The 13,728-nt window shown below is 29.4% G+C and carries 12 protein-coding genes; 3 read left to right on the forward strand and 9 right to left on the reverse strand.

Going from position 1 to position 13,728, the window contains the following annotated elements:
* Nucleotides 1–10: 10 nt before the first annotated feature.
* Nucleotides 11–925: a quinolinate synthase NadA gene (nadA, locus tag IC758_RS13030; protein ID WP_227830724.1), complete on the reverse strand. Its 915-nt coding sequence runs from the start codon at nt 923–925 to the stop codon at nt 11–13.
* Between the two features lie 419 nt (nt 926–1,344).
* Here nadA and IC758_RS13035 point away from each other — a divergent pair, with 419 nt between their 5' ends.
* From IC758_RS13035 to IC758_RS13045, 3 genes are all read left to right on the forward strand, one after another.
* Entirely contained in the window at nt 1,345–2,802 is a 1,458-nt protein-coding gene (locus IC758_RS13035) for a carbon starvation protein A (protein ID WP_227432662.1), read from the forward strand.
* Between the two features lie 225 nt (nt 2,803–3,027).
* The gene (locus IC758_RS13040) at nt 3,028–3,456 is read left to right on the forward strand and encodes a hypothetical protein (protein WP_227432661.1); all 429 of its coding nucleotides are present in this window, start codon (nt 3,028–3,030) and stop codon (nt 3,454–3,456) included.
* 61 nt (nt 3,457–3,517) lie between these two features.
* Complete coding sequence (locus tag IC758_RS13045; RefSeq protein WP_021385244.1) at nt 3,518–3,826, forward strand: DUF1540 domain-containing protein; 309 nt, start codon at nt 3,518–3,520, stop codon at nt 3,824–3,826.
* Nucleotides 3,827–3,968: 142 nt separating this feature from the next.
* Here the strand turns inward: IC758_RS13045 and IC758_RS13050 are convergent, their stop codons facing one another.
* From IC758_RS13050 to IC758_RS13085, 8 genes are all read right to left on the reverse strand, one after another.
* Nucleotides 3,969–4,991 carry an AI-2E family transporter gene (locus IC758_RS13050; protein ID WP_227860515.1) on the reverse strand — a complete coding sequence of 341 codons (1,023 nt, stop codon included), beginning with the start codon at nt 4,989–4,991 and terminating at the stop codon, nt 3,969–3,971.
* A 170-nt stretch (nt 4,992–5,161) separates the two neighbouring features.
* Nucleotides 5,162–5,668 (reverse strand): NUDIX hydrolase, encoded by a 507-nt coding sequence (locus IC758_RS13055; protein WP_227432659.1) that lies wholly within the window; start codon nt 5,666–5,668, stop codon nt 5,162–5,164.
* Between the two features lie 60 nt (nt 5,669–5,728).
* Nucleotides 5,729–6,430, reverse strand: coding sequence for a YczE/YyaS/YitT family protein (locus IC758_RS13060; RefSeq protein ID WP_227432658.1), 702 nt, complete (start codon nt 6,428–6,430; stop codon nt 5,729–5,731).
* Nucleotides 6,431–6,646: 216 nt separating this feature from the next.
* Nucleotides 6,647–7,717, reverse strand: a complete 1,071-nt coding sequence (gene buk / locus IC758_RS13065; RefSeq protein ID WP_227860516.1) for a butyrate kinase — start codon at nt 7,715–7,717, stop codon at nt 6,647–6,649.
* A gap of 53 nt (nt 7,718–7,770) precedes the next feature.
* Nucleotides 7,771–8,346 (reverse strand): indolepyruvate oxidoreductase subunit beta, encoded by a 576-nt coding sequence (locus tag IC758_RS13070; RefSeq protein ID WP_227432656.1) that lies wholly within the window; start codon nt 8,344–8,346, stop codon nt 7,771–7,773.
* 1 nt (nt 8,347) lies between these two features.
* Nucleotides 8,348–10,135, reverse strand: a complete 1,788-nt coding sequence (iorA, locus tag IC758_RS13075) for an indolepyruvate ferredoxin oxidoreductase subunit alpha (protein ID WP_227482819.1) — start codon at nt 10,133–10,135, stop codon at nt 8,348–8,350.
* 60 nt (nt 10,136–10,195) lie between these two features.
* Nucleotides 10,196–11,455: a pyridoxal phosphate-dependent aminotransferase gene (locus IC758_RS13080; protein ID WP_227482820.1), complete on the reverse strand. Its 1,260-nt coding sequence runs from the start codon at nt 11,453–11,455 to the stop codon at nt 10,196–10,198.
* A 260-nt stretch (nt 11,456–11,715) separates the two neighbouring features.
* The gene (locus tag IC758_RS13085) at nt 11,716–13,707 is read right to left on the reverse strand and encodes a sigma 54-interacting transcriptional regulator (RefSeq protein ID WP_255625598.1); all 1,992 of its coding nucleotides are present in this window, start codon (nt 13,705–13,707) and stop codon (nt 11,716–11,718) included.
* Nucleotides 13,708–13,728 lie beyond the last annotated feature (21 nt).

Consider the following 13,728-nt stretch of genomic DNA (forward strand, 5'->3'; position numbering starts at 1 on the left):
GTCTATCCCTCTATCCTTCTGCTAATCTGTGCATATTAAGCAGTGAATTTAAAGCCTTTTCCATAATTTCATCTTCTACAATAACTTCGTTTTCCATATTTTTAAGAGTACTATACAAATTCTCTAATGTTGTTTTTTTCATATCTGTACATAGTATTCTTCCACCAGGAATATAAAAATTTTTATTAGGATTGTTTTTCTTTAATTCATGTAAGATACCCTCTTCAGTTGCTATTATAAAATCTGTATTTTTGCTGTTAGTAGCATATTTTATTATTCCTGATGTACTACCTACATAATCACCTAAGTCTCTTATTTCTTTTTTACATTCTGGATGTACCAATACTTCTGCATCTTTATACTTTTCTTTTAATTCAATTATTTCTGCAACTTTTATATTGTTGTGATATTTACAATATCCATCCCAAAATATAAATTCTTTATTAGGGAATTTTTCTGCAATATATCCTCCTAGGTTCTTGTCTGGGAGGAATATAATTTCTTTATTATCTATGTTTTCTAATATTTTAATTGCACTAGATGATGTAACTGAAACATCACAATGTGCTTTAACTTTAGCTGTAGAGTTTATATAACATACAACCAAAGCATTTGGATACTGTTGTTTTAGTTTTATCACGCCTTCTTCATCTACCATATCTGCCATAGCACATCCAGCGTTACTTACTGGCATCAATACAGTTTTTTCAGGTGATAATATCTTAGCACTTTCTCCCATAAATCTCACACCACAAAATACAACCACTTCTTCTTTACAATCTCTAGCAATTTCACTTAAGTAATACGAATCTCCAACTGCATCTGCTAATTCTTGTATTTCTGGTGGTTGATAAAAATGAGCAAGTATTATTGCATTTTTTTCTTTCTTTAGCTCTTTGATTTGATATGTTAAATCTTTATCCATAATTGCACCGCTTTCTATATGTACTAGTGTATATACACCTGTAAATTCATTATATCACTTGACTATTTTTTCTTCAAGAATTTTAGACCTCTTAATATTGTTAAGATATAGACACTTACACTATCAATTAATTTATCATTTTTTTACCTCTATTTAAATTATTTTTTTTGTATTTTTTAATTTTTTGTAGAATATTATCAGAATATTTTTTATATTCTTTCTTGTTATAATATTGAATTTTTTTCCAAATACCTGTATACTAAGTGCATGATTATGTATATGTATTTATTTCTGAAATTATATTAGTTTTAATACTTTATAGAATTTGTAAGTGTTTTAAGTATAAAATCTTATAAAAACTTACACATTCAGACAATATGTATACAGAATCCAAAAAAATTTATAAATGGGGTGATGTTATGACAACATTCTTAATTGGTTTGGCTATTTTACTAATAGGAGGTGCTTTATACGGCGCTTATTGTGAAAAAGTATTTGGCCCAGATGACAGAAAAACACCTGCACTTGCTCAGAGTGATGGAGTAGACTATGTTCCAATGAAAAAATGGAAAAATAGTCTTATTGAGTTGCTTAATATAGCTGGTACAGGACCGATTTTAGGACCTATACAAGGTATTTTATTTGGTCCAATTGCGTTTATACTAATTCCTATTGGTTGTGTATTAGGAGGAGCTTTACATGACTATATGAGTGGAATGATTAGTATAAGAGAAAAAGGAGCACAGATGCCTTCTCTTATCAGCAGATTTTTAGGTAATAAGGTCTTTCAAGTTTATAATATCTTCCTTTGCTTATTAATGCTTTTGGTTGGTGCAGTTTTTATTTATACACCTGGAGATTTGGTAGTTACTCAAATTCTAAATATGAAATCAACTATCAATAATCCAGTCGTTTGGATAGTTTATGGAATCATCTTTGTATATTATTTATGTGCAACACTATTTCCAATTGATAAAATAATAGGAAAAATATATCCAATATTTGGAGCCATTCTACTTTTATCTGCTGCTGGTGTTGGAATTGGAATATTTACACAGGGTTATGACTTAGCCAATTTAAGCCTAGCAAATTGGAAAGGTATCCATCCTAATGGAATTCCTCTTATCCCTACATTCTTTGTTACAGTTGCTTGTGGTATTGTTTCTGGATTCCACTCAACTCAAGCTACTCTTATAGCAAGATCAGTTTCAAATGAAAAAGAAGGTAGAAGCACTTTTTATAATATGATGATTTTGGAAGGTTTAATTGCCATGATTTGGGCGGCAGCTGCTATGGGTATTTACAATAAAGGAATACCTAGTGAATTAATAGGTTCTCCTGATGTAATAGGTTTAGTTGCTAGAGACTTACTTGGTTCTGTTGGTGGTATTATAGCTATAATAGGTGTTATTGTTTTACCAATAACTTCTGGAGATACAGCTTTAAGATCTTTAAGATTAATGCTTGCAGATTATTTCCATTATGACCAAAAAGAAAAGAAACATCGTGTTATATTATCAATCTGTATATTTATTCCTGTTATAGCCATCCTTATATTTGCAAAACTTAGCACTTCTGGATTTAATATATTATGGAGATATTTCTCTTGGAGTAACCAAACTATTGCTATATTCGCCTTTGCTATGATTACAGTTTATCTTATAATAAAAGAAAAAAATTATATCATAAGCTTAATCCCAGGTATGTTTTATTCTTTTGTAATTTCTAGTTATATATTCAATGCTCAAATTGGATTTAACTTAAGTATAAATATATCATATATTTTAGCTACCATTTTTACTGTTTTGTATGCTGTTTTAACTGTATACTATGGCAGAAAACTAAAAAGCAAAACGGATACAAATCTAGCTAGCTAAATATAAATATTATTAGATTTTTATTAAAACTTTTAATTTTAAATAACTCAATAAAAAGAGGCTGTCTCAAAATAGAGATTAGCCTCTTTCTTATTAAATACATTAATAAATAAACAGCCACCTTTTATTGGAATATTTATCCTATATATTTAATATAAATAAATAAAAGATTTAAAATAATCTACATTGTTTATATACTCAAAATAATTTTTTGGAGGAATACTTATGAATAATAAATTACATGAACTAGAAAAAAATTTACCAGAAACATCTTGTTCTTTTTGTACACACCTTTCATTGAAGGGGCCTAGCCTAGATTACAGATATGATATTAAATGTGTTATTTCAGATACCAAACCTGATTTTAGAGGATGTTGTGAATATTTTGAGCCAGAATATACAGACTTAAATACAGGAGATTTAGACAATCTATACATAAACTTTCTTGAGACATGCCTTAAGGTAAACTATAATGATTATATTAATTCTATGTACTGGAAGTTGTTTAGAGAAAGAACTTTACTAGAGAACAACTTTAAATGTTCTATATGTGGTTCAACTGAAAATATTGATGTGTATCATATTAATAAAAATTTAGGAAGAGAAACTTCTGAAGATATAATTGTTAAATGTAAGAAATGTAATTGTAAATAAGTGTATAAAATTCAAATAACTTCACATAATAAGTTTAAATAAAAAACTTAGGAGGTTATTTATGAAAAATAATAATTTAAATTGTGATGCTACTAACTGTGCTTATAATACTAGTGGATATTGTTATGCTGGTAGCATAAAAGTAGATGGAATGCAAGCAACTACTACAGGAAATACTTACTGTGCTTCTTTTGAAGACAAATATACATCTGGTATAACTAGTCGTTCTAATGACACTAACCAAGTTGATACAGATAATATTCATTGTGAAGCTGTAAAATGTAAATACAACAAGAATGAACTTTGCAAGGCTGAAAAAGTTCATATAAACTCAGGAAATGCAAGCTGTGAAACTTTTGAAATGAAATAATTTCATTGATACTTAACTATTTAGTATTTATAAAAAATAAAATGGAACCTATAAAACAGATACCTTTTAAAAGATATCTATTATAGGTTCTTTTTTACAATTAAAGCATTATGTATTAGGAAGTAAATGTAATTATAAGTTATCATCTTGAACTAAATTTTACACCAAATATATCCATAAGAAACATAAATATTGGAACTCCAATTAATAATCCCCATACACCTAAATAATGCTCTCCTACAAGTAAAATAATGAAAACAAAACAAACTGGAAGTTTTGTTCTATTTGACATCAACTTAGGATTTAATATATATGTTTCCACTGCATGCACTATACAAATCATGGCCAAAACGCCAAATACTTTTGCTATTCCTCCTATATTAAGGGCTATTACTGTTAATGGAATTAGAGACACTATAACTCCAGCTACTGGAATAAGACCCAAAACAAAAATCATAAGCCCTAAAGCCCATATTTGAGGAAAACCCATAAATCCTAAAAAAATCATAGAAACAATAGAATTTATAAATGCAATCATTACTTGTACTTTCATTACATCACCAAAATTTTTCACAAAACTTTTTCCAAAAAATACAAGAGAATTATAGATGAAAGAAATTTTACTTTCTGCAAGTTTATTTCCAAATTTTTTAATATCATTTTTTTCAAGTAAAAGCAGTAAACTAAGTAAAAAAGCTAGTAATATATTTATCCCAAAACTTCCAACTTTAGTTGCTGCTGATGCTATTAACAATCCTGCCTGTGAAATATATTTATTAAAATCCAACTTTGAAACAATAGGATAAATCTTTGGCCCTAAAGATTGAGCAAATTGATTTACATCAAAATCACTTAAAATCCTGCTTAACTCTGTAAGTTGAACTATAATTATTGGCACAACTGCATAACTAATTAGTACTAATAATATAGCAAATAACGAATATAATACTATAATTATTAATGAATCAGGAACATAGAAAGAAAATAATTTCCTAATTCTTTTTCTTATGGAAACTAATAAATTATAAAAAACAAAAGTCATTATAAATGTTAAAAGCACCATATTTAACATATACCAAAATGTAATTAAAATAATCACTACCACAGATATAGAAACAATCTTATATTTTGAACTATCGGGTGTCAATTCTTTATTATTCTCCACAGCGTAATCCTCCCCAGATTTTTACTACTTAACAATCAAACTTATTACTCTAATTCTAAAATCTAATTAGGAGAACATTAAAAATAATGCATTAATTCTTCCTAATACAACATTAAATTTTAGAGAAGATAATTTTAGATAATACATACTTATATCTAATTCTGCCTACATTATATATTTAAATCATTATTATCTATATCAGATAGTAAATCATATATCTCTGGATATTCAAAAAATAAGCCCTTTTTTAATAATTGTCTTATTTCACCTGTACTTACCCATTTTATATCACTTACTTCTTCTTTTTGTAAAATTGCATTTGATACATCATACTCTTTTTTAACTAAATATACATCCCATAAAGTATCTCCATGAATCATACTTCTAAAAATCTTTATCTCATCTTTGGATATATCAATTCCTATTTCTTCCTTAGCCTCACGAATTGCACCATCTAAACTTTCTTCTCCAGAAACAATACATCCAGTTGTCATCCCCCATATATTTGGCAGTGTCTTTTTATTTTCAGACCTTTTCTGAATTAAAACCTGAAAATTACTATTTACAATCCACACTTCAACTGCTAAATGATAATATCCTTCTTCAATAGAATTATCTCGCTCTATAACATTTCCTGTTTTAATTCCATCAGCATTATACAAATCCCATAATTCCACTTTCAAATCTCCTTACTTTCCTTATAAAGTTAACTAAAATATAGATACATTTTAGTATAATTAATTTTGTTCATTTTTTATTACAATGCTTGATTTACATTTATGTTCATCATTTTTCTTTTCTTTCCACTCTTTTATATCATCTATAATGAATCTATGTTTAAGAGATTTTGTATCAAATTTAAACATTCTAAACACTATTTGTAATACATACCCTAAACCTAAAGCACTTACAAGTGTACCAATTCCTACAGAACCACCTAATAACCAACCAGCAACGAGTGCTAATATTTCAAGAACTGTTCTAACAAGACGTACAGACCTATTAGTTTTTTTCTGAAGAGCAATCATAAGACCATCTCTTGGCCCACTTCCAAGGCAAACTCCTAAATACAAAAAACTAGCTATAGCAGCTAAGATGATTCCTATAACAACCATGAATACTCCTATATAAGTATTACTTGCATGAGGTATCACACCTGAAAATATTACTAAATCAATGAAAATTCCTATAAATGTCATATTTAGCAATGTACCCCATCCTATATTTTCACCAAAAACTGCATCCAATATAACGATTATAACACCTACCAATATGGACGCCTGACCTATAGTTATACCTAATTTTATAGATAAACCTTGATGAAGCACATCCCAAGGCATAAGACCAACATGTGCATTAACCATAAGCACAGAAGAAATTGCAAATATAAAAAAACCTGAAAACAACCTTATCATACTTTTTAAATTAATTTTTCCCATTAAAAATCACTCCTCATAATAATAATAACAATAAATACCAATAAAATATATATATAAGTACAAAGTTTTACAAAATTTTTCATTATTTTAATATAGAATTTCAATCATAAAAAAAGTGGCAATCCATATTTTACACGTCTTCACCTATATTCTAAGCTTTAGTGTAAAAATAGATATACCACTTTTCTAATATTTAAACATTTTTAGTTAATTTAATTAATTTTCACTATAAATTCTAGCTTCTTCTTCTCCATTTAGCACTCTAAGAGTTCCAAAAGCAAGTGATTCTAACTCATTTTCTCCTGCCATAATTTCTACTGGCGCTATAAATTCAACTCTCTTTTTAACCATTGAAGTAAACATTTCAGAATATGCAATTCCACCTGTTATAATTATAGCATCAACTTTTCCATCTACTACAGTTGCTAATTCTCCAATTCCTTTTGCCAATTGATATGCCATTGCCTCATAAATAATTTTGGCTTCTTCGTTTCCTTCTGCTATCATCTTTTCAACTTCTCTAGCATCTACAGTATTTAAATATGAAACTATACCACCTTTACCTCTTATCTTTTTAGTCATTTCTCTTTCTGAGCATTGACCTGAATAACAAGCAGCTACTAATTTTGTAGCAGGAACTCTTCCTGATCTTTCTGGTGAAAATGGCCCTTCATCATCAGATAACATATCAACCATTCTTCCTTTTTCATGAAGATAAATACTTACTCCTCCACCAATATGAGCTACTATTAAGTTTAAACCCTTGTAATCTTTACCTCTATCTTTAGCATATTTTAAAGCCATTGCTCTAGTATTTAGTGCATGCCCTGCACTTGATCTATCCATTCCACAAAGCCCAGATACTCTTGCTATATCTATAAGTTCGTCTACTGCAACAGAATCATAGATATATGAATTTATTCCAAGTGGTTCTGATATTGCATGTGCAACAACTGCTCCTAAATTTGAAGCATGCTCAAGTACTGGTCTATGTTTAAGTACATCAATCATTTCTTCATTTACTAAATATGCCCCTGATTTTACTGGTGGTAAAACTCCACCTCTTCCAACTATTGCACTAAGAGATTTTAAATCTATATTGTTTTCTTCAAGAATACTTAAAACTGCCTCTTTACGCATTTCAAATTGGTCTTGAATTGTATTATATTTTGCAATCTCCTCTACTGGATGGTCTATCGTCTTCACAAAAATTTGTTCTTCTCCATCATATACTCCTATTTTTGTAGAAGTAGAACCTGGATTTATGGCTAATATTCTATAAGTCATACTTTTCTTCCTTTCGCATTAATTTCTATAGTTTATCTTATATATATTATAAACTATTTGCCAACCATTTCCATACCTTCATGGAAAGCTTTTATATTTAACTCGACAAATTTTGGTTTAACATTTTCACTTATAATTTTTTCCCAGTCAATAGACTCTAGTTCCATAGATTTAACTAGACATCCTAATAAAATAACATTCATTATCTTTGCATTTCCTAATTCTTCAGCTTTATCTGCTGCATTTATCACTTTTGCATTTAATCTATTTAATTCTGCATCTATATCATTTTCTTGATATTCAGCTCCTCCGATTAAAACAGTCATAGAGTCTATTCTATGATTATTTACTAAAGCTTTTCCTTCTGGCTTTAGATAATTAAACCATCTTAAAGCTTCCATCTTTTCAAAAGATACTAAAATGTCTGCTCCTCCAATTTCTATAACTGGAGAATGAACACAATCTCCATATCTAACTTGTGAAGAAACTGAACCTCCTCTTTGGCTCATACCATGTATCTCACTCATTTTTACATCATATCCAGCTTCCATCAATCCCATAGTTAATAATTTACTAGCAAGTATAGTTCCTTGACCTCCTACACCTACCAAAAGTATACTTTTAGTCATATTATTTTTCCTCCTTAACTATTGCTTGTTTTGGACAAACTTGTGAACATACTCCACATCCTACACACTGATTTCTATCTATATTTGATAATTTATTTTCTTTATCAAATGATAGTGCTGGACATCCAGTTTTTAAACATAATTTACATCCTATACACTTATCATGGTCAACCTTACACTTAGTTTTAAATGGATTATTAAACTCTTCTATATCTTCTTTAGAGAATTTTTTAAGTACACATGGCCATCTTGTGATTATTACAGATGGTTCATCTTCTATAGCCAAAGCCCAATCTAATGCTTCATTTACTTCTTTTAGATTATTAGGGTCTATAACTCTTACATGTTCTATTCCACAAGCTTTGACTAATCCTTCTATGTCAACATCTTTAGTTTTATCACCTTGTAAAGTATATCCTGAACCTGGATTTTCTTGATGTCCTGTCATTCCAGTTATTCTATTGTCTAATATTACTGATATAGAATTACCTCTATTGTAAACTACATCTAAAAGACCATTTATTCCTGTATGGAAGAAAGTTGAATCTCCAAGTACACCTACTAATCTCTTTTCATTTCCTTCTTTCATGTTAAGAACTTTTTGAGCACCATGTGCAGTTCCAAAGGCAGAACCCATACAAACAACATAATCTATTCCATTATATGGAGGAGCAAATCCAAGAGTATAACATCCTATATCTCCACCAACTATTAAATTTTTTCTCTTTCCAAGTTCATAGAAGAATCCTCTATGTGGACATCCTGCACAGAAACTTGGTGGTCTTGGTGTTACTAATTCAGTTTTATATTCTATAGTGTCATTTGTTTTTCCAAATATAGCTTTTCTTAAAACATCTGGTGTCATTTCTCCATATGGAGGTATTACATCTTTTCCAATACAATCTATTCCATACGCTTTTATTTGTTCTTCTATAAATGGGTCGTTTTCTTCTATTACATATATTTTATCTACTTTGTCTGCAAATTCTTTTATTTTTTCATAAGGTAATGGATTTGTAAATCCTAACTTCATATATGATGCATTTTTTTCAAATACTTCTTTAGCAAAATTACAACACATACCTGAAGCTATAACACCTATTTTTGTATCATTTATTTCATAGTAGTTTAATTCAGTTTCATTTGAGAATTTTTTAAGAGTTTCCATTCTCTCTTCAACAACGCCTCTTCTTATTTGAGCATTTGCTGGAACAGTAACCATTTTTTTAGCATTTTTCACATACTCTTTAATTTCAACTTCTTCTCTATCATAACACTCTACTAAACCTTTTGAGTGACAGAGTCTTGTTGTAACTCTATATAAAACTGGTGTATCATATTTTTCACTTACTTCAAAAGCTTCTTTTATCATATCTTTAGCTTCTTGGCTAGTTGATGGTTCAAATAAAGGTATCTTTGCAAACTTTGCATACATTCTATTGTCTTGTTCATTTTGAGATGAATGCATTCCCGGTTCATCTGCAGTAATAAGTACCATACCACCATTTACGCCTGTATATGCATAAGTAAATATTGGATCCGCTGCAACATTTACACCAACATGTTTCATAGAAGCCATAGTTCTTGCTCCTGCAATTGAACCCCCTATAGCAGCCTCAAGTGCTACCTTTTCGTTTGGAGCCCATTCTGCAACTATTGCATCTTTATATGTTGCTAAATTTTCTAGTATTTCTGTACTTGGAGTACCTGGATATGCAGATGCATATTTAACACCAGCCTCATAGGCTCCACGTGCAATTGCCTCATTACCTGTCATCAATTGTTTCATATAAAATTCCCTCCATCTACAATTATTAAATTCATAGTCCACCCAATTTGTTCAATGAAATTAATTATTTATTTTTACTTCTAAACTTTCAAGTGCTTCTTTTATAATACTTGGTGCTTTCTTACATTTTTCTTCTGAAACTGCACAAACTGCAAATCTTAATCCCATCTTCAATGGAATTGCAAATACATTGTGTTTAGTTAATTCTTCACATACTTCTCTTGGATTATCACATGGTATACTTACAAAGAAACCTGCTATATATGGAAGAATTTCTAATCCTACTCTTTCAGCTTCTTTTACAAATACATCTGCTCTTCTAGTCAGCATTTTTTTGTATACTTCTTTTTCCTCCTCATATTCTTTGAATTTTTTAGGGTCATTTACAATATTAGATAGAACTGCCATAGCACTTCTATTGCAATTTGACCAGTTTGCTCTACATGAATGAACACATGAATAATGGAACTCTTCTGCTACATCTTCACTTGAAGATATACAAATTATAGCTCCCATTCTCATTCCATAAGCTGTAAATCCTTTTGACATACTAAAACCAACTAATATAAGAACGTTTTCAGGCAAGTTGGAAAATTTCTTAAAGAATTTTCTACATACATCATCATCACCTGCAAAGTCAATATATGCTGAATCTACGAAAAATATTATCTTTTTGTCTTTATCTTGTGCAACTTCTTTTGATAAGTCTAATATTTTATCCCACTCATCATCTGCAACACTATATCCTGTTGGATTGTGAGCTGGTGTATTTATAATTGTAAAAACTCTTCCTTGTTTTTCTGCTATATTCACAAAATTTTCTTTGAATGAATCAAAATTAAATTTTCTATTTTCATCAAACAATTGGTAGTTTACTACTTTTCTATTAGCTTCTTCAGCTATACTAACATATGGACTCCAAAACCAATCAGATGTTAAAACTTCGTCACCTTCATTTGTATAATTCCATACAGCTAGTTTTATTGCACCACTTCCTCCCGGTGAAGCTAATACTCTTATATGTCCTTCTGGTAAGTAATCTCTAAAAAATACTTTTTTAACTGCTTCTAAGTAGTCTGGCTGACCTTCAAGGGCTGCATATGCACCTATATCACAGTTATCTAATGCTTTATATTCATCATATACAGTTTTCATTGTTATTAATTTTCCTGAGTCATCCATTAGAGCGCCTATTGTTGCATTTATTACATTATCCATACCTAAAGCTTTTTCTGCTGCTTGAGCTCTTCCAGATAAGCTAAATATAACATCATTTTCTTTTGGCCACATTGCATGCTTACCAACCATACTTTGACTCATACCATCACCCCTAAAATTGTATTTACTCTCACATTTATATTAAGCAATTAGCATGCCAACAAATTTAACTTTATGTAAAACTACTTTTGTTTAGAATTCTGATTTTTTTCACTACTAAAATTAAGTGTTTAAGTTATTTTTCTTACAAATCTATGTGCTTGTCTGAAAAAATAAAATTCTACAAAAAAATAATGTTAATTTTTCTTAACATTCGTTTTGAAAAATTAACATCACCTCAAAATAATTTATATGTAATTATGTCAAATATTTTTATTATACTTTTTCCATAGAGATGTTCTACTTATTCCAAGAACTTGTGCAACTTCATTTTTGGAAAGCCCCTGAGCAAAAAGCATGCTTATTATTTTTTCTTCAACATACTTATTTACTTCTTTTATATCTATACTTACCTTACCATCATTTATCTTACTTATATCTATGACTTTATCTGTAGTTTCCATACTTGCTGTTGTTTCAACATTAAATTCTTCTACACTGGAACTAGGTACTGCTTCTTTAGCCTTAAAGTTTTGCTCTTTTCTTAATTTAATTTTCCCTGTCACAACATACTTTTGAGCTATTGTTTTTAGCTCTCTAACATTTCCAGGCCAACTATAATTATATAGCGCATTTATCTCATCCTTAGTTAGAGCAAAATTTTCATCTATACTGTTTATTCCATGTAAACCATCATCCTTTAAAACTTCATTTACAAAATTATTAAACAATGGTATTATATCTTCTCTTCTATCTCTTAAAGGAGGGATATTTATCTCTAAACTACTTAATCTATAGAATAAGTCAGCTCTAAATGTACCCATAACTATTTTTTCTGTTAAAGATTCATTGGTAGCTGCTATGATTCTAATATCCAAAGGTATTATGTAGTCAGAGCCAATTCTCATTATTTGTCGCTCCTCTATTACTCTTAATAGTTTTGTCTGAATATTAAATGAGAGACTGTTTATTTCATCAAGAAAAAGAGTTCCTCCATGAGCAAGTTCAAATAACCCTCTTTTTCCACCTTTCCTAGCACCTGTAAATGCACCTTCTTCATATCCAAAAAGCTCACTTTCAAGTAAATTTTCTGCTATAGTAGCACAGTTTATAGCCACAAAAGGCCTGTCTTTTCTTTTGCTTATATTATGTATACTATGGGCTATAATTTCTTTACCAGACCCACTTTCTCCATAAAGTAGTGTTGTGTAATCACTTTTCCCAATTTTTTTAGCTTCTTCAATAAATTCCTTTGTTAATTTATCTTTAAATAAAAAATCATCAAAAGTATATCTAGCATATAGACCTTTTTGATTTAAATCAAACCTTATTTTTCTTTCTAAATTTTGTAGCTTAGTTATATCTTGTATTATTCCTAAAACTCCATAAGTGCTATCATCTACTTTTATTAATGTTGTTCTAGTATTAACAATCAAGTTGTTTATATTTCTTATCTTCCTATCTTCTACATCATCTTTCTCATGTAGACAATCTAATAGCCATCCCATTTTTGGAAATACATCTAGAATATATTTATTAAGCGCGCATTTTCTTTCTACTTTAAGCATGTTTTTTGCACTTTCATTATACAAAATTATACTTCCATTACTATCTATAGCAATTACTCCATCTTTTATACCATCTAATATATTTCTTAATACTTCATTATTAAATTTTTCCTCGCCTAATGTATCTAATAATTTCTTACAATACTCAACAGCTTCTCTTATAGATTCGTCACTGGCAGTTGCAAATACACTATCAATACCATATTGTCTCGCAAAAGAACATGCTAGACCTCCACCAACTATTACAACTTCATCTTTTTGGTCTATATACTTTACAACCTTACTTCTTATTTCGTATTTAGATTCAAACCATTCTTCAGTTATTTCAGTACTTATGACATTTCTCCAACCAACATAATCAAAAGAAACTTCATTATCTCCAAGTATTAATACTACTTTTTTAGAATATCGCTTTGCCATTTCTATTGCTCTTAGAAGGTCGGTTGATTTCATATTCATGGGTATTACAGGTACACTTACTGTGTCTATTACTAAACTATAACCTCCTCCTCTACCGATTATAGCTTGAGCACCTTTCTCAACAAGTATACGTCCTTGATTTTCCATTAAATCAAGATTAAGTATGTCGATTATTATAGTTCCATTTTCTACATCTTCTCTATATAATTCTTCTATTCTTTCTTTTAATTCAATATCAGAGGCTATAATTCCTATCTTCTTTTGCAATAAAATCACCTCAATTTTAAA

This window comes from Clostridioides sp. ES-W-0016-02 (assembly GCF_020641035.1).
In the GTDB taxonomy this organism is placed as follows: Bacteria; Bacillota; Clostridia; order Peptostreptococcales; family Peptostreptococcaceae; genus Clostridioides.